Origin of the sequence: Flavobacterium sp. DG2-3 (assembly GCF_030730925.1) — a bacterium.
In the GTDB taxonomy this organism is placed as follows: domain Bacteria; phylum Bacteroidota; class Bacteroidia; order Flavobacteriales; family Flavobacteriaceae; genus Flavobacterium.
The window spans coordinates 622,091-643,385 of record NZ_JAVAMB010000001.1; the positions used below are offsets into that span (position 1 = coordinate 622,091).

The following is a 21,295-nucleotide window of genomic DNA, read 5'->3' on the forward strand; positions in this document are numbered from 1 at the left end:
ATAAATTTTACTCAAATCGGACATTATACAAATATAGTTTTTGTTACCTAAATTTTAAAATGAAACTAAATATATTAAACTTTAGCTGATTGCTTTTTTTAGTTTTTTGAAAAAGATTTCTTCTCTGTTGGCAATGTCCAAAAGTTCATCGGCAATAGTGTTGTAAGCATCTTCTTTGGCACTTCTGTTTTTGTAAATACGCGAAGCTTCAACAGCAAAATCACGCCAAGAATCGCCAATTTTTGTCATTTCTTTAGAAAGTTCTTTTAATTCTTCATTTTCTAAAATAACCGAAGCTTCTTGCAAAAATGCCGCATAAATAAAACGGAATCCGCCGCCGCCAGTTCCAATTTCTTCCTGCATGCGAACCATTTGTGCCAAGTAATGATTGGCTTTTCTAACGCCATGTTTAGCTGGCCATTTTCTAATTCTTTTAGAAACAAATTTGATTCCGCGAACACCCACAATTGGCATTGGCGCCAGCATATCACGACAGGTATTTTTGATTCCTTTTATAATGGCGCTTTTTAAATCGACATTTGGTGGAATCTGAATCGGATAATACATTTGTCCGCGTGGAGCGAAAGCGCCTTTGGCAAAACGAACTTTATCTAATTCGTCGTGCGTCAAAGTTGTCACGGTTTCCATAACTGGATCGCTGACCAAATAATCGGTTTCGGTTTTTCCGTAAACGACTAAATTATGCGCGTTAAAGTGAAAACGGTATTCATCTGGAAAATAACTCAAATGATACACGCCAACTTGTAATCCAGTTGGAATATTGTTTTTTAAATTTTCGTCTAAAGCCTTATTGGCATTCGAAACAGAAGAAAATTTTTGTCTTTTTATTTTTAAATTTAAACGGGTTGCTACTTTATTGAAAATCTGTCCTGGCAAAGTTCTGTAACTAATTGCCGGTGCGTGATTGACCTTTATAAAAGGCAAATAGACAAAAAACAAACCCGAACCAATACCAAAAACCATCGGTTCGCTAATATTTAGTCCGTTGTTTTTTAACAGATTTGACGCTACTCCATTCTCGCAATGAGCAGACTGATGATGTGTAAAAGTTAACTCCATTATTTGGTAATGCTGTTTTTTAATTCTTCGACAGAAATCTCAAAAGTATCAGCGTATTTTTTTAAAGTATTATCATTTAGTTTGGCAAAAACACTTGGTTTAAAATGCCTTTTTACGCGCCATTTCCACAAACCAACATAACTGGAAAGAATAGTCAAATCCATTTTATTTAATTCCATAAAATATAGAATCGGACTTGCTTCACCGTCTAAAACTTGCTGTCTGGCGTCGGCAATTCGTTCGTTTATTTCGTCAATAGAATTAGAAAGGGCAATGGCTTTTGGTTCCCAACCCGTACTTAATGTCGTGGTATATTCTCCATTTTCGTCTGTTGCATACAAAAGTTCCTTAACGTTGTTTTTCGTTAAATTGCTTTGATCCTGAGGTACTTTGTCTTTTTCCATTACCTAGTTATTATTTTCAAGTGGAATTGTTACGAAACTGAAATTGTCTTTTGAATAAACAAATTAATTTCGCATTCTAATAGAATCTGATCCTCGACTAAGCTTTTACAGCTCATCGTGCATAAAGTATAATCGTCGCCTGTAAATTTAGAAACCAAGTCGGCTTTAGTCATAACAGTACCGCCAACTTTTGGCAGTGCGTGAATTTTTACATTTTTTAAAGCACTGATAAATCCAATTACATTTACGTTCTCATTTTCTAGTCCGTTGTCGTCAAAAAAGTATTTTTTTCCAACAATTGCCGAACAAGTCTGTGCTGTATTTTCGATTAAACCTGCTTCAATAAAAACATTGTTTTGAACAAAAATATTGTCGCCTTTAATAAGAAAAACAGTTTCTACCGAATTCGAATCGATATTCAAAATCAAATCCACCATAAGCATTGGTGCTCGGTGTGGTAAATAATTTTGTATGTCAACAGCAGAACTAGTTTTCATTTTTGATTTTATTTTGCCAGAACGGTTTTCATTTGTCCTCTGGCAATTTCCTCATTATTTAAAGTCGTCACAATATCCACCAAAGTGATTCCTGCAAATTCCTGCAGAATCGTTATTTCAGATTGAATATTGTCGTTTACATTCGGAAGCTTTTTAATCTCAATTTCTTTGATAGAACCTATGTAGCCTGTAGGAGCAATTTCGTTTTTCAAAAAATATTGATATCCCGTATGCAATGCCACAGATTGTGCCATGTGTTCTATTAAACCTGCTTCGAGAAAAATACCATCGGAAGCAAAAATATTACTGCTCTGAATTTCTAAACCAGAAACCAAAGAAGTTTCGGTATAAGAATGCATAGCATCTACCATCACAAAAGGAAATTTTTGCGGCAATAAATTTTCTACCATTTCTTTTTCTAGAAGTGCCATTGTTTCCATTAGCAAACAGTTAAATACGCATACGCGAAAGAAAACCTTCCGCTTTCTGGAACAGATAATAAAATTTTATCTCCTTTTTTCAAGTTTCCTGAATTCAGCAATTCTTCAAGAGCCAAGTAAATAGAGGCAGAGCCCACATTTCCAACTCTAGAAAGATTCATGAACCATTTGTCATCCGTCATTCCGATACCTCTTTCATTTAAGCCTTTTTTCAAGCCTTCAACAAAAAAGTTAGAAGAAACGTGAGGAATAAAATACGTAATATCGTCTGATTTAATATTGTTTTTATCCATCGCATTTTTCATGCTTTCTGCACCTTTTGATAGGATAAATTCGTCTAATAATTTAACGTCTTGTTTGATAGAAAAAACAGATTCGTTCAGCCATTGTTCTGGCGCGTAATCGCTCCAAGATTTAATTTCGCCATTTTCTAATTTGTCACCTCCAGCATACATGCAGGTTTCTAATTCGTAAGCATACGAAAAAGCTTCCATCCATTCTATTTTTAGAGAAATTGGTCCTCTTGGTTTATTTTCTAATAAAAAAGCTCCAGCACCGTCTGATAACATCCAGCGAAGGAAATCTTTTTTGAAAGCAATTATTGGCTGTTCTTCGAGAGTTTTTAAATTGTCAGCCTCGTGATTGTATTTTTGAGCATTCAGCCAAGTAGAAACTTTTTCTGATCCTGTGCAGATTGCATTTTTTGAATTTCCAGATTTAATAGAAAGAAAACCGAATTTTAGAGAATTCATTCCAGCGCAGCAAACTCCGGTTGAAGAGTTTAATTCTACCGATTTGTTTTTAAGCAGACCATGAACCATCGCAGCGTGCGAAGGCAGAAAAATATCTGGCGTTGAAGTTCCGCATGAAAGGACTTCTAAATCCTGCGGCGTAAAATTTTCGTCGAATAACGGTAAAATGGCATTTTTTGTTAATTCGGCATTGCTGTGCGTACTTTTTCCTTCTTTGTCAACAGCATAATATCGGCTTGTAATTTTATTGTTGCGCAAAATAATTCGTCTTGCTTTAGAAGCAGTATCGTTGATAAGGCCTAAGTAGGCTTCCATTTCGTCATTTGAAACGGCTTCGTTTGGCAAATATTTTGCAGCTTTTGTAATATATACTTCAAACATAATATAAATTTCCTCTTCTAAACTCCTTGATAATATTGAGTTTCCTTTTTAATTTTCTTTAATTTTAGCGGATAGGTAATAAGGTGCAATATATACACTATTGGTGAAATTAACCATATCGCAAGGAATAAATAAACATTAAATACTTTAAGCAGCTGTTTTCGGTTTTTTTGATTTTTATAAATGATATTTGACCATTTATTGAAAATTTTATTGGCCGTTTTGTCAACAGTCACTAAATATGAACTTATTTTTACAGCGCCAGCATTTACTAATTTTGGCTGTAATTGCGCTAAATTATTTTTTTGTAAAGTATCAAGCATGATTTCTCCAAATTTGCTTGACTCTTGAATGTCTTTTTCTGAAACACCGGGAAGCGGAAAAATACCTAAATATTTTTTCTTCACTCCAGAAAACATCCATTCTACAATAGTAATTACGCTGATTAAATTTCCAACGCGGTCTACCAAAGCTACGTTTCCAACCAAATTCGCATTGGCTTTTCGCAACAAAACTTTGATTTTTTCCTGAGCCATGATCCACATATTTCGGGATCCGCTGATGGTTATTACGGGAGTATTGTTCAAAATTTTCTTGGCGTCGTCGCTTTTCAAAAATGAATTAATTGGAATTGAAGGTGACAAATACCAAACTTGATAATGAAATAATACCAAATCGTATGTTGTATTTAAAATTTCCTCTGGAACTGATTTTAATGCGGTCGGAATCTGTAAAAAAGATTCTGGAAAGGCATCAAAAAAAGATTCTTTATTCCACGGAAATGGAAATGGTTTTTCTAGTTGTATTTCGTGAAAAGTAAGATTTATTTCTTCTGAATTTAGAAATGGTTTTGCAATATTTTGTGCAATCGATTCCAATTGTCCAGACTGTGTGTAATATATTACGAGTACGTTTTTCATTTAGGGTCTTTTGGCTTTGGTGGTGAGCAAAAATAAGTAAATTTATTTAAACGAATTTTCTTATTTGGTGGGTGGAGTTTTGATAGCCACGAATTCACGAAATTTTTTGCCGCAAAGGCGCTAAGGCACAAAGTTTTTTATTCGTTGTCTATAAATTTTATTTGCTACGAATTGCTTCGTTTTGTTCGCTATCGCTCGGAGCACGATTTTTTTTGTTTTTTGCCGCAAAGGCTCTAAGGCACAAAGTTTTTTATTCGTTGGCTATAAATTTTATTTGCCACGAATTGCTTCGTTTTGTTCGCTATCGCTCGGAGCACGATTTTTTTTGTTTTTTGCCGCAAAGGCGCTAAGACGCAAAGTTTTTTTGCCACAAATTGCACAAATTTTCACAAATTTTTTTGCCACAGATTAAAGGATTAGCCCAGATTATTTACTTAAAAAAATCCTTTCTAATCTTTTTAATCTGTGGCTAAAAACAAAAAAACTTTGTGCCTTAGCGCCTTTGTAGGCTATGAACCTTTAAAAGAACTCCAGAAATCAAAGTAATTGAACCACTGTAAAGGGTATTTTTGCAAAATGCTTTCTACGCTTTTTATATATTCTTTCAAAAGTGCTTTTTCGTCGCGGTGTTTTACTTCGGCTTCTCTGGCGTATAGGTGATAATGAAGATTTGGTTCTTTCATTACATATACAAAAACGACTGGAACTTTTAATCTTGAAGCAATTAAAAATGGACCTGCAGGAAAATGGGCTTCTTTACCCAGAAACTCTGCTGAAAGTGATTTGGTTCCTTCAAAATATCGGTCACCTGTAAAGCAGATTAATTCATTATTAGCCAAAGCGGCGTTGATCTCAAAAATATGAGAGAGATCTTCTTTAATGATAATAAATTTTACGGTAGGTTTTTGAGAAACGCTTTCTAGATAATTCTTAATGGCTGAATGCTCTAAATCTGTAGTAACCAGATTGATTTGGAAATTGATGTCAATATCTCCTAAAAAATGTTCTGCGATTTCAAAATTGCCGACATGAGCGCTAATAAGCACACCACCTTTTTTCTCGGCGAGTAATTTTTTCAGGGTTTCTATTCCGTCAAATTCGTAGGTAAATTTGTTTCGCATTCCTGCGGAAATAGAAACTTTATCAATAATAGTCTGTCCAAAAGTGTAATAACTCTTGAAAACCATTTTTTTAGATTTGAAATAGGAATACTGAAGCCTTTCTTTAAAATAGTAGAAAATGGCTTTGTTGCTTTTTCTTAGAAATAAAAAATAATAAGAAGCAACAAAATAAAGTAGGGCATAAGCAGCTTTGACACCCGCTTTCTGAATTAAAAAAACGAATATTCTATACCCTAAAACAGTTCCTTTGGATTTGCCATCCCATTGACTCATTTAAGCAGATTTGGCCTTGATTTTATTTTCGATTAAATCGTAAAAACTTTGAAAATCAGAGATTCCAACAAAATCTGCTTCAACTAGTTTTACACCAAAGTTTGCCTCTATTGAAACGACCAAGTCAACATAATCCAGACTGTCTAACCCAAGTGTATCTTTTAAATTAGCATTTGGTTCAATGTCGTCATTGTCTACTTCAAATTCATCAACTAAAAAACCGTTAATTCTTGCTATAATCTCTTCTTTATTCATTGTCCAATTTAAACTTTTTAACCACCAACGCAGAGTTGGTTCCTCCGAACCCGAAAGAATTGGACAAAAATATGTCAAATTTTTTGTTTAACGTAGTTTTAACTAAATTTAATTTTGACGCATCTTCATCTGGATTTTCCAAATTGATGTTTGGCGCGATAAAATCGTGCTGCATCATAAGGATAGAATAAATGATTTCGCTTGCTCCAGCCATCCAGCATTCATGTCCAGTCATTGACTTTGTAGAACTAACAGGCGGATTTTTTTCGCCAAAAACTTCAAAAATAGCTTTTGCTTCATTGGCATCTCCAACAGGTGTTGAGGTTGCATGAGCATTTATATAGTCAATATCAGATGCTTGTAATTTTGCTTCTTCAAGTGCGCGTTTCATTGCTGTTGCAGGACCATCCACGTTTGGAGTTGAAATATGTCCGCCGTTTGATGAGAATCCATAACCGCCAATTTCTGCTATAATATTGGCACCTCGAGCAATAGCAGATTCGTAACTTTCAAGAATTAAAGTCGCCCCGCCGCCACTCGGAATTAATCCGTCACGGTCAGAATCAAAAGGTCTTGAGGCTTTTGTCGGATCGCCTTCTCGGTTAGAAAAAACTCCTAATCCGTCAAAACTGCTCATAGCATATTTATTAATTTCCTGAGCTCCGCCAGTGATCACAATGTCTTGGAATCCGCTTTTAATTAAAAAATAAGCCAAACCAATAGAATGCGAACCACTCGCACAGGCTGCACTTACGGTAAGATTGATGCCGCGAAGTTTAAAAATCGTTGAAAGATTCATGGTAACGGTAGAATTCATTGATTTAAAAATCGCACCAGAGCCAATAAGAGCAGTGTCTTTTTTCTCGCGAACAATATCTGTAGCGTCAATGATGGCTTTAGAAACACTGTCGTTTCCGTACATAATTCCAACTTCATGATCATCAAAAAAAGCATCATCTATTCCTGCATTTTTCAAAGCTTCTATAGTGGCCATATATGCATACTCGGTTTCTTCGCCGATGCTCATGCGTTGTCTGCGTGTCAAAAGATTTTTTAAATCGGTTTTCGGAACCATCCCTGTCAAGGCCGATTGAAAACCAAATTCTTTTCGTTCAGAATCAAACTGAATACCAGATTTTCCTTCGTACAAAGAATCTTTTACTTCGTCTAAAGAAGTTCCGATACAAGAATAAATTCCCATTCCAGTAATTACAACTCTTCTATTCATCGTCTTTCAAAGTAATTTTTTAATCTATAAAGTGTAATTTTTTTGCATAGTGACAAAGTAATATAGTGGCAAAGTAACAAAGTTTTTTAGACTGTTAGTTTTTTTAATCGCGTAAAGTCGCCAAGATTTTTTTTAAAAGAGTAAAAAAGTGACAAAGTAACAAAGTTTTTAGCTTGTTGCTTTTTTAATCTCGCAAAGTCGCGAAGGTGCAAAGTTTTTTCTTTTAAATTGCTTTTTAATAGAACTTTGCGACTTTGTGTCTTTGTGGCAATTTTAGGATTTAAATCCTAAGAATATATTCCGCCGTTAATATTAATAATTTCTCCTGTGATATAGCTGGCTTTTTTAGAAATCAAAAAGCTTACCAAATCTGCCACTTCTTCAGCTTCGCCAAAACGATTTACAGGAATTAGCTTCAATAATTCTTTTTCGTCCAGCTGGCTTGTCATGTCGGTTCTAATAAAACCTGGAGCGACAGCATTAACCGTAATGTTTCTTTTGGCAACTTCTTGAGCCAAGGCTTTGGTCGCTGCTACAATAGCACCTTTTGCGGCCGAATAATTGGCTTGTCCTGCAGTTCCTTTAACGCCAGAAACTGAAACCATATTTACAATACGTCCGTATTTGTTGCGTAACATTTTTTGAATGAAAAACTGAGTTACATTAAAGAAACCGTTTACACTAGTATTCAAAACACCATTCCAGTCTTCGGGAGTCATCCACATAAAAAGACCATCTTTTGTAATTCCGGCATTGTTTACAATTGCTTCAACCAATTTTTCAGGATTTTCTTCCTGCCATTTGTTTAAAACGTTTTGAACTTCTTCAAAATTAGAAACATCAAAACCTAAGATTTCTCCCGTCGCGCCTAATTTTTGCACTTCTTGTAATGTTTCTTCGGCAGCTGTTTTATTCGAATGATAATTAATCAGAATATGATAATTGGATTCTACGGCAAGTTTTTTGCAAATCGCACTTCCAATTCCTCTCGAACCGCCTGTTACTAATACACATTTCATTTAATGTAGGTTTTATTTATCATGAAATCGCTTTTGTAATAAGAGCGATTTCATGATGCAAATTTTATAATTTATTGGAGATAAATACTATTTCTTCTTTTTCGGTGCTGGTTTTGCAGCAGGTTTTTTTGCAGTAGGTTTAGTTTCCTCTTTTGGTTTTTCGGCAGGAGCTGCAGCTGGTTGAGGTTTTTCTGCACTTTTAGAAAACAATTCAGCATTTTCAAACCATTGGTTGGCAAGAACAGTTCCGTCTGGTTTTAGAAATCCCCATTTCCCTTCATTTTTTACTCTCGCAACACCGCCAATAAATCCTTTATCTTGCTGTGTAAACATCGCGATAATAGCATTTGTAGTGATGCCATATTGAGTTGGAATTACCAATTTTCCAGCTTCATTAATAAATCCCCAGTTGCTTTCTTTTACTGGAGCCAAACCATTTGTGCTGAAAACTTCTGCATCATTATAAGTTGGTTCAATAACAAATTTTCCTTCAGGATTAATGAATCCCCATTTTTTTCCAACCAAAACAGGAGCTAAATTTTTTGAGAATGCTTTTCCTTTATCATAAATAGGAAGAATGGCCCAATTTCCTTTTAAATCGATGTACCCGATTTTTCCATTCTTTTTGGCGAAAGTCAAATCTTGAGTTTCAAAGTCCCATATTTTTTCTGCGCCATCAACTGGAATAAATTTTCCGCCGCTTACCAAACCAAACGTTTTATCTTTTCTTGCCCAAGTTGTGCCTTTAAAATAATTTCCGATTTCGCTATAAACAGGTTCAACTAATTCTTTTCCATTAGTATCAATAATTCCCCAGTTTTTGTTTAGTTCCACTCTTGCGTAACCATTTTCAAAAGGTTTGATCTGATCGTATTTTGGTTCTAGAACAACCGTCATTTTGTTATTGATCAGTCCAACTTTATTGTTTTGTCTGATAAAAGCAACGCCGTCATTAAAATCAAATACTTTTTCTGTTGCAGGAGCTTTTTGAATTTCTCCTTTTGTATTAATATAAACCCAGTCTTTATCTTTTTGTACAACAGCAATTCCGCTGTTAAACTCTTTGGCATCTTTAAAATCTGCGGGAATTACAAAGGTTCCTTTTGAATCAATAAATCCCCATTTTCCGCCATTTTCTACAGCGGCTAAACCTTCAGAAAAGCTTTTAGCAGATTTGTATTGAGGTTCTATTTTAAAAGATCCGTCTTTGGTAATATATCCAATTTTCGAATTTTTCTTAACTAATGCCAGTTCTTGACTATTAACAACTTGAATACATACTAGCAGTAAAAAAATAAATGTCTTTTTCATGATTTTTAAAATTCAATTTTAATGATTAAAAAGTTAAAACTCTTTTTGGGGCATTATTTTTTAAAACACAAATCGGTTTAGATTAACTGTTGATCAAATAATCTTTTACTTTCTGTACAAAAGGATACATTACCTGATCTTCCTTAAATGTTGGAATTATAGTTCTAATGTCATCGTACCATTTTTTAGTAACCGATGAAATTTTATTTTTCTGATCTAAATAATCGATAGCCTGAACGATTGTAATCAATTCAATAGCTAAAACTTCAAATGAATTTTCGATCACTTTAGAGGTAATAACAGCCGAATTGGTTCCCATACTCACAATGTCTTGATTGTCATTGTTATTCGGGATACTGTGTACGTACATCGGGTTTGAAAGCATCTGACTTTCTGCCGTTGTTGAAGTCGCTACGAACTGAACGCCCTGCATTCCGAAATTGAAACCTAAAGTTCCTAAGTTTACGAATGGAGGAAGGATTTCGTTGATTTTAGAATTCAATAAATAATTCAATTGACGTTCTGCCAACATCGTTAATTTGGTAATAACGATTTTCAGTTTATCCATTTCAAGCGAAATATAATCTCCGTGGAAATTTCCGCCGTGGTAAACGTGTTTGTTTTTTACGTCTATAATTGGGTTGTCGTTTGCCGAATTGAATTCGTCTTCTAAAATAGAAGCCACATTATTGATGGTTTCTAAAACAGGCCCCAAAATTTGAGGAACACATCTTAATGAATAATATTCCTGAACTTTTTCTTTGAAGATTTCTTCGGTGTTTTCGCCAGAATATAAATGATCTTCTCTTTTACGGATCAAAGTACTGTCAGAAAGATTTTTTCGCATTCTTTCTGCCACTTCCTGCTGTCCTTTATGACGTTTGGTTTGGTTTAATTCTGCCGAAAAGTGATCGTCATACGCCTGAACTAATTCGTTAATTGCACAAGAAGCTTTTAACGACCAGTCTAATAATTTATTCGCATAATGCACATTTACAACTCCAATTCCTGTCATTACAGAAGTTCCGTTGATCAACGCAAGACCTTCTCTAATTTCTACTTGAATTGGTTTTAAACCTTCAATTTCAAAAACTTCTGCGGTTGGACGTCTTTCACCTTTATAAAAAACTTCGCCTTCGCCAATTAAAACTAACGCTAAATGAGAAAGCTGAACTAAATCTCCACTTGCACCTACACCGCCATGTTCGAAAATTAAAGGCGTGATATCTCTATTGATTAATTCTGCCATTAAATGAATAACAGAAGGATGAACACCAGAATTTCCTAAAGAAAGCGTATTCATACGAGCCAAAATAGCTGCTTTTGCACATTCCGCGTTCAATGGTTTTCCAGTTCCAGAAGAGTGGCTTCTAATTAAATTATATTGCAGCTGAATTTGATCTGACTCTTTAATTCTATATTGAGCCATTGGACCAAAGCCAGTATTTACGCCGTAGATTACTTTATTTCCTGAGAATTCTTTTAAGAAATTAAAACTTTCGTTTACTCGATTTAGAACCACATCACTTATCGCAACTTTGTTTTTTCCAAAGATTATGGCTTCAAATTCAGCTAAACTTAAATATTCATTTATTGTATTCATCAAATCGATTTTGGTTGTGCTAATTTAATTTTATTTATCAAAATAAATGTAGTTATTTTGATGATGGCAAATGTAGGTTAATTAATGATAATAATTCTAATATGACAAAGGAGTTTGTTGATGTTTTAGTGATTGGTGCAGGACCATCAGGATGTGTTTCGGCATCTTATCTTTTTAAGAACAATGTTAAGGTTAAAGTTGTTGAGAAAACAAAGTTTCCGAGACTTGTTGTTGGTGAAAGCCTTATTCCGCGTGTAATGGACCATTTTGCTGAGGCAGAATTGTTTGATGCGCTTGATGCAATGAATTTCGAAAAGAAATTAGGAGCTCGTTTTATTAGAGGCGAAGAAATTTGCAATTTTGATTTTAGCAAAAAATTTGGCGAAGGCTGGGATTGGACTTGGCAGGTTCCAAGAGCTGATTTTGACAATACGATGGCGCAGGAAATTGTTAGAAAAGGAATTGATCTAGAATTTGAAACTGAAGTTTTGGAAGTTTCTTTTGAAGGAAAAAATTCTAAAACGATTGTAAAAGACAAAGAAGGAAATCTAAAAGAAATTCACGCTAAATTTATTATCGATTCTAGCGGTTACGGACGCGTTTTGCCAAGACTTTTAGATTTGGATACGCCATCTAAATTAGATCCGCATTCTTCTATATTTACGCACGTAAAAGACATTAACAGGCCAGAAGGCGAGGAGGGAACTCAGATTTCTTTTGATATTCTGGAAACTCAAGTATGGCTTTGGGTAATTCCGTTTTCTAACGGAAATACAAGTTTGGGAGTTGTTGGACCAACAGAATTTATCAATTCGCTTTCAACTAATAAAGACAATGCTGAGGCTTTAAAAAATGCCATTCAGAAATCGGATTATTATATTAAAAGATTTGCCGGAACAGAATTTTTGTTTGAGCCAGTGAAACTAGAAAATTACTCTAGAGCGGTAAAAAGAATGTACGGCGACGGATTTGCTCTAACAGGAAACAGTTCAGAATTCTTAGATCCGGTTTTCTCTTCTGGAGTCGCTTTTGCAACCGAATCTGGAATGCTAGCGGCCAAATTATATTTGAAAGAATCACAAGGAATTGAAGTAAATTGGGAAACAGAGTTTACAGAATACATGAAAAAAGGGATTGCTGTTTTCACAACTTATGTGCAAGAATGGTATACTGGAAATCTACAGACGCTATTCTTCCATCAGCCAGAAAACCCAGATGTGAAAGAAAAAATATGTGCGGTTTTGGCAGGTTATGTTTGGAATGAGGAGAATCCGTTTGTAAAAAAACACGATCACGTAATAGCCAATATGGCGTATTTATTGAATATGCAAAAAGAACAAAGCCCTGAATAATCAGGGCTTTTTTTATGATTTGGAAAGTAGTCATTCCGCTAGGAATGTTTCATCGGTAGAACGAAATTGAAATCGCAATTACACGTTCCGTAGGAACGTTGGAATTATTGACGAATGGATTTGCATAAAATCAGATGTCCCTACAGGACATAATTCACCGTGGCAATATTTTTTTTTTCTACCGACGAGATATTCCTAGCGGAATATTTCTGATGAATTACAACTGAAAAATTTTATCCATCAAAATCCATTTTTGACCCGGTTTTGCCCAAGGTAAAGCTTGTTGGAATTTCCACATTAAAGTTTCCCATTCCTGAACTTTTTCGTTGGCTGCATCGGCGGCGTCTTTTTTCTCGAAAGAGAAATTTTCATCTCCTTCGATAATCATAAACAATCGATTTCCCGTGCAGTAAATGTCCAAAACTTCGATGCCAGAATCTTGAATGCTTTTCTTGATTTCTGGCCAAACATTTTCATGCAGTTCTTTGTATTCTGCAATTAAATTTTGATCGTCTTTTAAATCTAAGGCCAAACAGAATTTTTGTGCTGCCATATTATTTTTTATTTATGAATAAGCTACAGCAGTTTGTTTACTTGTGCCTAAACCTTCGATTCCTAATTCGATTACGTCACCCGCTTTAATGTAAATCGGATCTGGTTTAATTCCCAATCCAACTCCCGGAGGCGTTCCTGTACTGATCACGTCGCCAGGAAGCAATGTCATAAATTGGCTTAAATAATGCACTAAAAACGGAATTTTGAAAATCAAGTTTGATGTATTACTGTTTTGGAATGTTTTTCCGTTTACAGTCAGCCACATTTTAAGATTGTTTACATCTCCAGCTTCGTCTGGCGTAACCATTGTTGGTCCAAGAGGAGCGAAGGTGTCGGAACCTTTTCCTTTTGCCCATTGTCCGCCACGCTCGATTTGGAAAGCTCTTTCGCTATAATCATTCAAAAGGCAATATCCAGCGATATAATTTGGTGCATCTTCTTCAGAAACATAGCTTGCTTTTTTCCCAACTACAAATGCCAATTCTACTTCCCAGTCTGTTTTTTCACTGTTTTTTGGAATGATCAAATTATCGTTTGGCCCGCAAAGAGAAGTTGTAGATTTGAAGAAAATAATTGGCTCTTCTGGAATTGCAGCGCCTGTTTCTTCGCAGTGATCCACATAGTTTAATCCGATGCAGATAATTTTTGAAGGTCTTGCAACTGGCGAACCTAAACGTACTGAATCGCTTACTTCTGGTAAAGCTGGATTACTTTTTAAAGCTTCTTCTAATTTTTTTAAACCGTCATTTTCAAAAAACGCTTCGTTGTAATCTGTTGTTACGATAGACGAAACGTCGTATCTTTTATCATTTAGAAGAATTCCTGGTTTTTCTTTTCCTTCTTCTCCGAATCTAATAAGTTTCATATTCTTTTATTTTTTGTTTTTTTTTTGCCACAGATTTAGAGGATTAAAATGATTTATGAATTAGATTGTCACCCTGAGCGGAGTCGAAGGGCGCTCCAATTGGAATGGGCTTCTCCCGAAACTTCGGGACGCTCAGCCTGACAAAACAGTGTATATCTGTTTAATCCTTTAAATCTGTGGCTTTATATTTTTTTCGCCACGAATTCACGAATTTTTATTTCAATTATTCGTGAGATCTGCGTGAAATAAAATCACCTAGAATTTCACGAATTACAATTTGAAAAAATTCGTGACCCGAGCGATAGCGAACAGGCGAAGCAATTCGTGGCTATTCTTTTGTTAGTTATTCAATTTAATAAATCCACCATCAATTGGGTAGTCAGAACCAGTGATGAAAGAAGATTCGTCACTACAAAGGAATAATGCTAAAGTTGCGATTTCGTCTGGTTTACCCATTCTTCCGATTGGCTGTGACTGAGATAATTTTTCGAAAATTTCTTCTTCTTTTCCTGGATAATTTTTAGCGATAAATCCGTCTACGAAAGGCGTGTGAACGCGCGCAGGAGAAATCGAATTACATCTGATTTTATCGTTCAAATAATCTTTAGCCACAGATAAAGTCATGGCCATAACTGCACCTTTTGCAGTAGAATAAGCAAAACGATCTGGAATTCCAACCCAGCAAGCGATTGAAGCTAAGTTCAAAATTACTCCACCTCCAGAAGCTCTCAATGCAGGAATCGAAGCGTGAAGACAGTTGTAAACACCTTTCACGTTTACGTTCATAATTCTGTCAAAATCAGATTCGGAAGTAGTGTCCACTTTTCCAACGTGAGCAATTCCGGCGTTGTTTACCAAAATATTGATGTTTCCGATTTTCTCGAAAGTTGCTTTTACTTGTTCGTGGTTTGAAACATCGCAAGCGTGAGCAAAAACATTTCCGCCAGCCGATTTTATTTCTTCAACCGTTTCTTTTGCAGATTCTTCAGTCAATTCTAAAACGTGAACCTCTGCTCCTTGTTTAGCAAAAAGAACCGAAATCGCTCTTCCGATTCCGCTTCCTCCACCTGTGATAATGGCTTTTTTATTTTGTAATGAAAACATATTATATGTGTTTAATAATTTATTTTTTAATCTGTCGAGTGCAATTTTTAACACATAGAAACATAGCTTTTTTGAGTTTAAAAAGGCGTTTCACTTTATTAAAATTCACATAGTCTATGTGTGTAAACTAGTTTACTTTAATTGCCTTTTGTAGATAAGAAAATCTATGTCTCTATGTGTTGAAATTTATGCTTTTTTAATTGAAATTTAGCTTATAAAGATACGCCTCGTTTCCAAGGAATAAAATCGTCCTGATTTAATTGAACCGCTTTCGGAATAATTTCGCCACTTGCCGCTTTGATGCAATATTCTAAAATTTCCTCGCCCATTTCTTCAATAGATTTTTCTCCGCTGATGATTGGTCCACAGTCAATATCAATAATGTCTTTCATTCTTGTCGCTAAAACAGAATTTGTCGCAACCTTAATTACAGGACAAACTGGATTTCCTGTCGGCGTTCCTAAACCTGTTGTAAACAAAATAAGTGTTGCTCCAGAAGCTGCTTTTCCTGTTGTTGCTTCGACATCATTTCCTGGTGTACAAACCAAACTTAAACCAGGTTTTGTAACCAATTCGGTATAATCTAAAACGTCAATTACGGGAGAAGTTCCGCCTTTTTTTGCTGCTCCAGCACTTTTGATCGCGTCTGTAATTAAGCCGTCTTTGATATTTCCCGGCGAAGGATTCATGTGGAAACCGGAACCTACTTTATGTGCCAGTTCATCATAAGATTCCATTAAATCAATAAACTTTCTCGCTTTGTCTTCGGTAACGCAACGGTCAATTAAATTTTGCTCAGCTCCGCATAATTCCGGAAATTCTGCCAAAAGAATTTTTCCACCTAAAGCGACAACTAAATCAGAAGTATAACCCACAGCAGGATTTGCTGAGACACCGCTGAAACCGTCACTTCCGCCACATTTTACACCAATGCATAAATCGCTTAATGGCGCATCGGTTCTTTCGTATTTATTGATTTCGATTAAACCTTCAAAAGTTTTTTTAATGGCATTGGTAATCAAAACTTCTTCGCTTTGGGTTTGCTGCTGTTCAAAAATAAACAACGGTTTATCAAACTCTGGATTTTGTCTTTTTACATCATTCACAAAATCCTGAACTTGTAAATGCTGGCATCCTAAACTCAAAAGTGTGATTCCGCCCACGTTTGGATGATTCGCATAAGAAGCCAATAAAGCGCTCAAAGTAGAAGCGTCCTGACGCGTTCCGCCGCAACCACCTTGGTGATTTAAGAATTTGATTCCGTCGACATTTTCAAAAACACGTTTGTTTTTTGGTGTCGGATTCAATTCGATATTGATGTCGTTGATGTCATTTCCATTCAAATAACCTTCCAACAATTCGTGCGTATATTGGTTGTATTTGTCCGTTACAGCATAACCCAATTGTTTGTGTAATGCCTCTTTGATTACATCAAGATTTCGGTTTTCACAAAAAACAGTCGGAATAAAAAGCCAGTAATTAGCCGTTCCAACACGTCCGTCTTTTCTTTTATATCCTTTAAAAGTTCGGTTTTCAAATTTAGAAACATCTGGTGCGGTCCATTCGTAAGAAGCATTTCTGTACGCGTAAGGATCTGCCGCATGTTTTAGGTTTTCGGTTGTCATTAAACTTCCCTGCGGTACATCAAACTGTACTTTTCCAACCAAAACGCCATACATATTTACCTCTTCTCCCTGCTTCATATCCTGCATGTAGAATTTATGTTTGGCTTTGATGAGGTCTCTTAAAACGTAAGATTCATTTTCAAAATGAATGGTTTCTCCCTTTTGAAGATCGGTCAGGGCAACCAAAACATTATCATCTGGATGTAGTTTTACAACCAGTTTTTTTGTGTTATTCTCAGACATTGCTTGTTGTTTTTTTCTTTTTTTGATGCCATTTCTCGTGATTTTAAATCAATTCAAAAGCCTGATTTTCTTTAAAAAAATGAGAGATAAGCGAAAAATAAAAGTAGTTTTTTTAAGTATTGGTTATTAGCCTAATATTATCCTTGTGTAATCTTTTATTATCTTTGCAATATGAAATTAGAGCAAACCAAAATAACGTCGTATCTCAACTCGAAAGTTTCGGTTTTGAATCGGATTGAACCCTTTTTTCAATCGCCTTTTCATTCGCATCCAGAATTGGAATTAGTGTATGTAAAAGAGAGTTTTGGAAAGCGAATTATCGGGAATTCTGTTATGCCGTTTGAGCCAGGAGATATGGTTTTTCTAGGTTCTGATATTCCACATGTCTGGCTGAATGACGAGAAATATTATCAGGGAATTGAAGAATTGAAAGCCAATTCGATTGTGGTGTATTTCAACAAAGACATTTTCGGATCTGCTTTTTATGAATTACAGGAAACTCAAAAAATAAATGAGCTTTTTGTGCAAGCAGGAAAAGGAATCTCAATTATTGGAAAAACGAATAAACAGATTGCCAAAAAACTAGAAAAATTAGTCGCTAAAAAAGACTTCGAAGTTATTGTCGGACTTTTCGAAATTCTATCGATTCTTTCAGATAGTCCAGATAAGATTTACATTAACGACGAAATTTATTCTTTAATGCAAAAGGATTCTAAAACGGATCGTATTTCGGAGGTTTTTCAATACGTTAATAAAAATTACAAAAAGAATATTTCCTTAGAAGAAATTGCCGCTGTCGCGAATATGACACCGACGTCTTTCTGCAGAATGTTTAAACTCAAAACCAAGAAAAATTTCATGGATTATCTGCATGAAATTAGGATTTCGAATGCTTGTAAATTGTTGTTGGAAACCGATAAAAGTATGTCTGAGATTGCGTATGCGTGCGGTTATAAAACGGCATCCAATTTTAATAAACTCTTTAAAAAGTGTAAAGGAATAACGCCTACGGAGTTTAAGAGTAATGCTTTGGTTTAATGCCACAGATTAAAGGATTAAAAAGGATTTTTAATTCTAGTTATGTCACCCTGAGCGAAGTCGAAGGGCGCTCCAATTGGACGTGGGCTTCGACTCCGCTCAGCCTGACAAACTGGAATGCTAAAAAAAGTTGCCACGAATTCACGAATTTTTTCAATCGCAATTCGTGAATTCGTGGCGAAAAATGATGAATTTCACGAATTAGATCATTAGGTAAATCTGCTCAATCTGCGTGAAAAAAAATTCGTGAATTCGTGGCGAAAAAAATTTGTAAAAAAAATTAAATAGATCGATCCAAATGCGTATAACCACCATCAACATAAATAATCTGTCCAGTAGTGTGGCTTGATTTTTCAGACAATAAGAAAACCACCATATTCGCGATTTCTTCGGCTGTTGTCATTCTATTTTCTAGCGGAATATTTTTAGTAATTGCGGCTAATTTTTCTTCTTTATTTTCAAAAGTATTGATCCAGGTTTCGTAAAGCGGCGTGTAACATTCAGCTACAATTACCGCGTTTACACGAATGCTGTATTTTAGTAATTCAACCGCCCATTCTCTGGTTAAAGCATTTCTTCCTCCGTTTGATGCGGCATAAGCTGAGGTTCCGCCTTGTCCTGTTTCAGCAGTTTTAGAACCAATGTTTACGATTGCACCTTTTGATTCTTTCAAGTATGGAAGTGCGTGCTGCGCCATCAAATAATAATGAACCAAATTTTTGTGCAACGAAGCAGCGAAATCTTCGTAATTTCCGTTTTCTAGTCCAACGCCGTCATTAACTCCGGCATTGTTTATCAATCCGTCAATTCTTCCGAATTTGGCGATTACGGCTTCAACAGCTTTTTTGCAGTCTTCTGGTTTGGTTAAGTCGGCAGCAACTTGATGCGCTTCTTTTCCAATGGCTTTTAATTCTTCTACGGCTTTGATGTTGTCATTTTCGTTACGTCCTACGATAAACGGAATGGCATTTTCTTCGGCAAGAACTTTAACGATTCCTAATCCGATTCCTTTTGCACCGCCCGTAACGATAATGATTTTTTGTGTTAATGATAACTGCATGATTTTTATTTTAATTTAAATACTGTTTGTTTTCTGTTGTGCTATTTTTTTAACACATAGAGGCATAGCTCTACTTTGTGTAGAAAAGGCATTTCATTTGTTTCAATTCACATAGCTATGTGTGCAAATCTAGATTTGTTCTTTGCTCTTTTCAACGCATTTCAAAATCTATGATTCTATGTGTTTAATTTTTTTGCCACAGATTGTAAGGATTAAAATGATTTTACACTCTGTTTTGTCACCCTGAGCGGAGTCGAAGGGCGTTCCAATTAGACGTGGGCTTCGACTCCGCTCAGGGTGACAATTTAATTCATAAATAATCCTTTTAATCTTTTAATCTGTGGCAATATATCATTTAATAAACTCTTTTAAAAATTTACAGCTGTTGTTCATGACAAACAACAGCTGTAAAAATAGAGAGAATTAGAACTGATATTTATTACCAGAACTTAACATAAAGCGCGATAATGATCAGCATCGTGATTACGATTAAGACCGTTGTCTGCGGTTTAACTTTGAACATTCCAGGCTCAGTCTCGAATGCTTTAGGGTTTACTTTTGGTCCAGCGAAACTGATTAGAATCATCGCAATCATTGTAAATAAGAATGATAATCCCATACAGATGTGGAACGGAATTTCGAAAGCTCCTTTTCCGTTAGGGTAAGCTGTGTATAAAAGTGTGTCGTTTCCAAATAATGCAGGAGCGTATTCATTGAATAAAACCGATAATACAAATCCTAAAATTACACCCACGATAGCTGCTGCTCCTGTAGTTCTTTTCCAGAACATACCTAAGAAGAACATAGCAAAAACTCCAGGGCTAATGAATCCAGTATATTTTTGGATGTATGTAAATCCTCCAACACCACCGATTCCTAAGATGTCATTCCATGTAAATAATACAGCTAAAAGCATTGCAGCAAATACAGCAAGTCTACCAATGTTTACTTGTTGTTTTTCGCCAGCATCTTTTTGAATGTATTTTTTATGAATATCTAATGTATAGATTGTAGAAATACTGTTTACTTTTCCAGCCAAAGAAGCAACGATCGCAGCGGTTAAAGCCGCAACAGAAAGTCCTTTTAATCCTGTCGGAAGGAATGTTAGAATGGCAGAATAAGCTCCATCTTTTCCTCCAACCAATTGAGGCAATTGTCCGTTTGTGTAGAGAACGTAAGCAGCGATTCCAGGAAGCATTACGATAAGCGGCATTAATAATTTTAATAAACCAGCAAATAAAATTCCTGTACGAGCTGTTTGCAAATCTGCTCCAAGTGCTCTTTGTGTAATGTATTGGTTACATCCCCAGTAGTTTAAGTTGATGATCCAGATACCAGCAGCGTAAGATAACAATCCTGGGAAAGTTAAATATTTATCGATTTCTAACTGAGAAGAAGTTGCAGTCGGTTTTGGAATAATCATTTTGAAATGCTCAGGCGCTTCTTTCATTAAAACTTTGAAACCAGCAATTGCATTTTCTCCAACTCCAAAAGCACTTCCAACAGTTGTCAATGCGATATAAGAAGTTACTAAACCTCCGATAATTAAAACGGCAACCTGAATAACGTCTGTGTAAGCCACAACTTTCATTCCTCCAAGAGAAATAAATAAAGCAAAAATGGCTAATCCTAACATGATTACGTGCAGATATTCTCCACCCGCAAGACCGTTAATGGCAACTGCTCCTAAATAAAGAATAGAAGTTAAGTTTACAAAAACGTATAAAAACAGCCAGAAAACAGCCATAATCAAAGCAGTAGATTCGTTGTAACGTGTTTTTAAGAATTGAGGCATTGTGTAGATCTTGTTTTTAAGATATACAGGAATAAACCATACCGCTACGATGATAAGAGCAACGGCAGCAAGCCATTCGTAAGCAGCAACAGCGATTCCTAAAAAGAAACCTTCACCACTCATTCCGATGAATTGTTCTGCAGAGATATTAGAAGCAATAAGAGAAGCACCAATTGCCCACCAAGTTAAATTTCCTTCAGCCAAAAAATAAGCCTTAGCATCTTGTTCGTCTTGTTTACGTTTGCGGTAAACCGTGTAACCGTAGACCGAAACTACGATAAAATAAATAATAAAAACCGCATAATCTGCGACAGCAAGGTTTTGGTTCATTGTTAGTAGTATTTTAAATAATTATTATAGGGTTGTTTGTTTAT

Annotated in this window: 20 protein-coding genes; 2 read left to right on the forward strand and 18 right to left on the reverse strand. The window is 35.5% G+C overall.

Annotated features, from left to right (window positions below; all coding sequences use genetic code 11):
* Window positions 1-81 precede the first annotated feature (81 nt).
* The 12 genes from Q9Q97_RS02685 to hutH form a co-directional block, all read right to left on the reverse strand.
* On the reverse strand, window positions 82-1,080 hold the full coding sequence (locus Q9Q97_RS02685; RefSeq protein WP_306154136.1) for a BtrH N-terminal domain-containing protein: 999 nt from the start codon (window positions 1,078-1,080) through the stop codon (window positions 82-84).
* On the reverse strand, window positions 1,080-1,484 hold the full coding sequence (locus Q9Q97_RS02690) for a hypothetical protein (RefSeq protein WP_306154138.1): 405 nt from the start codon (window positions 1,482-1,484) through the stop codon (window positions 1,080-1,082). The genes Q9Q97_RS02685 and Q9Q97_RS02690 overlap by 1 nt, the downstream gene beginning before the upstream one ends.
* A gap of 29 nt (window positions 1,485-1,513) precedes the next feature.
* Window positions 1,514-1,981, reverse strand: coding sequence for an ABC transporter permease (locus Q9Q97_RS02695; protein WP_306154140.1), 468 nt, complete (start codon window positions 1,979-1,981; stop codon window positions 1,514-1,516).
* Window positions 1,982-1,989: 8 nt separating this feature from the next.
* Window positions 1,990-2,421: a hypothetical protein gene (locus Q9Q97_RS02700; protein ID WP_306154142.1), complete on the reverse strand. Its 432-nt coding sequence runs from the start codon at window positions 2,419-2,421 to the stop codon at window positions 1,990-1,992.
* Window positions 2,421-3,554 (reverse strand): beta-ketoacyl-ACP synthase III, encoded by a 1,134-nt coding sequence (locus Q9Q97_RS02705; RefSeq protein ID WP_306154144.1) that lies wholly within the window; start codon window positions 3,552-3,554, stop codon window positions 2,421-2,423. Before Q9Q97_RS02705 ends, Q9Q97_RS02700 begins: the two co-directional genes overlap by 1 nt.
* Window positions 3,555-3,571: 17 nt before the next feature.
* Window positions 3,572-4,474 carry a dialkylrecorsinol condensing enzyme DarA gene (locus Q9Q97_RS02710; protein WP_306154146.1) on the reverse strand — a complete coding sequence of 301 codons (903 nt, stop codon included), beginning with the start codon at window positions 4,472-4,474 and terminating at the stop codon, window positions 3,572-3,574.
* 509 nt (window positions 4,475-4,983) lie between these two features.
* Entirely contained in the window at window positions 4,984-5,868 is an 885-nt protein-coding gene (locus Q9Q97_RS02715) for a lipid A biosynthesis acyltransferase (protein WP_306154148.1), read from the reverse strand.
* Window positions 5,869-6,123, reverse strand: a complete 255-nt coding sequence (locus Q9Q97_RS02720; protein ID WP_306154150.1) for an acyl carrier protein — start codon at window positions 6,121-6,123, stop codon at window positions 5,869-5,871.
* Window positions 6,116-7,351: a beta-ketoacyl synthase gene (locus Q9Q97_RS02725; RefSeq protein WP_306154152.1), complete on the reverse strand. Its 1,236-nt coding sequence runs from the start codon at window positions 7,349-7,351 to the stop codon at window positions 6,116-6,118. Before Q9Q97_RS02725 ends, Q9Q97_RS02720 begins: the two co-directional genes overlap by 8 nt.
* A 287-nt stretch (window positions 7,352-7,638) precedes the next feature.
* On the reverse strand, window positions 7,639-8,370 hold the full coding sequence (gene fabG, locus Q9Q97_RS02730) for a 3-oxoacyl-ACP reductase FabG (protein WP_306154154.1): 732 nt from the start codon (window positions 8,368-8,370) through the stop codon (window positions 7,639-7,641).
* An 87-nt stretch (window positions 8,371-8,457) separates the two neighbouring features.
* Window positions 8,458-9,681: a WG repeat-containing protein gene (locus Q9Q97_RS02735; protein WP_306154156.1), complete on the reverse strand. Its 1,224-nt coding sequence runs from the start codon at window positions 9,679-9,681 to the stop codon at window positions 8,458-8,460.
* A gap of 82 nt (window positions 9,682-9,763) precedes the next feature.
* Complete coding sequence (gene hutH, locus Q9Q97_RS02740) at window positions 9,764-11,284, reverse strand: histidine ammonia-lyase (protein ID WP_306154158.1); 1,521 nt, start codon at window positions 11,282-11,284, stop codon at window positions 9,764-9,766.
* Between the two features lie 101 nt (window positions 11,285-11,385).
* Here hutH and Q9Q97_RS02745 point away from each other — a divergent pair, with 101 nt between their 5' ends.
* Window positions 11,386-12,636: an NAD(P)/FAD-dependent oxidoreductase gene (locus tag Q9Q97_RS02745; protein ID WP_306154160.1), complete on the forward strand. Its 1,251-nt coding sequence runs from the start codon at window positions 11,386-11,388 to the stop codon at window positions 12,634-12,636.
* Window positions 12,637-12,853: 217 nt separating this feature from the next.
* Here the strand turns inward: Q9Q97_RS02745 and Q9Q97_RS02750 are convergent, their stop codons facing one another.
* The 4 genes from Q9Q97_RS02750 to Q9Q97_RS02765 all read right to left on the reverse strand — a co-directional run bounded on the left by Q9Q97_RS02750 (window position 12,854) and on the right by Q9Q97_RS02765 (window position 17,028).
* Window positions 12,854-13,189 carry an L-rhamnose mutarotase gene (locus Q9Q97_RS02750; RefSeq protein ID WP_306154162.1) on the reverse strand — a complete coding sequence of 112 codons (336 nt, stop codon included), beginning with the start codon at window positions 13,187-13,189 and terminating at the stop codon, window positions 12,854-12,856.
* A gap of 12 nt (window positions 13,190-13,201) precedes the next feature.
* On the reverse strand, window positions 13,202-14,056 hold the full coding sequence (locus Q9Q97_RS02755; protein ID WP_306154163.1) for a fumarylacetoacetate hydrolase family protein: 855 nt from the start codon (window positions 14,054-14,056) through the stop codon (window positions 13,202-13,204).
* 339 nt (window positions 14,057-14,395) lie between these two features.
* Complete coding sequence (locus Q9Q97_RS02760; protein ID WP_306154164.1) at window positions 14,396-15,160, reverse strand: SDR family NAD(P)-dependent oxidoreductase; 765 nt, start codon at window positions 15,158-15,160, stop codon at window positions 14,396-14,398.
* Between the two features lie 212 nt (window positions 15,161-15,372).
* Complete coding sequence (locus Q9Q97_RS02765; RefSeq protein ID WP_306154166.1) at window positions 15,373-17,028, reverse strand: UxaA family hydrolase; 1,656 nt, start codon at window positions 17,026-17,028, stop codon at window positions 15,373-15,375.
* 171 nt (window positions 17,029-17,199) lie between these two features.
* Between Q9Q97_RS02765 and Q9Q97_RS02770 the strand changes: the two genes are divergently transcribed.
* On the forward strand, window positions 17,200-18,066 hold the full coding sequence (locus Q9Q97_RS02770) for an AraC family transcriptional regulator (RefSeq protein WP_306154168.1): 867 nt from the start codon (window positions 17,200-17,202) through the stop codon (window positions 18,064-18,066).
* Window positions 18,067-18,346: 280 nt separating this feature from the next.
* Here Q9Q97_RS02770 and Q9Q97_RS02775 read toward each other — a convergent pair whose 3' ends face one another.
* Window positions 18,347-19,126 (reverse strand): SDR family oxidoreductase, encoded by a 780-nt coding sequence (locus Q9Q97_RS02775; RefSeq protein ID WP_306154170.1) that lies wholly within the window; start codon window positions 19,124-19,126, stop codon window positions 18,347-18,349.
* 439 nt (window positions 19,127-19,565) lie between these two features.
* Window positions 19,566-21,251 carry a sodium/sugar symporter gene (locus Q9Q97_RS02780; protein ID WP_306154172.1) on the reverse strand — a complete coding sequence of 562 codons (1,686 nt, stop codon included), beginning with the start codon at window positions 21,249-21,251 and terminating at the stop codon, window positions 19,566-19,568.
* Window positions 21,252-21,295: the final 44 nt, after the last annotated feature.